This window comes from Legionella sp. ST3F1, assembly GCF_048553315.1.
Taxonomy (GTDB): Bacteria; Pseudomonadota; Gammaproteobacteria; order Legionellales; family Legionellaceae; genus Tatlockia; species Tatlockia donaldsonii.
The window spans coordinates 1-229 of record NZ_JBLZIO010000101.1; the positions used below are offsets into that span (position 1 = coordinate 1).

Consider the following 229-nt stretch of genomic DNA (forward strand, 5'->3'; position numbering starts at 1 on the left):
TGCAATGCCTGACGGGGAATTCAACCAACTCTATTGGCACATTGCAGAGCGTCTATTTGAGCCTAAAACCATTGGAGACCTGTTAGGCATCTTAGCTCCTAACATCACTGCTCTAGTCAGCTATGATGTTGCTTCTGATGCCAATCAGGGTTCGTTACGCGAACGAGCCAAAAATCCGGTCTTCCATTTTGAAGAAATAGATCTTAACAGTTTAAAGCAGGAACCATCG

General features: G+C 44.5%; 1 protein-coding gene. It reads left to right on the forward strand.

Annotation, left to right across the window (positions count from 1 at the left end; all coding sequences use genetic code 11):
* On the forward strand, window positions 1-229 hold a 229-nt coding region (locus ACN4Z1_RS16090), incomplete at both ends, for a hypothetical protein (protein ID WP_419423072.1).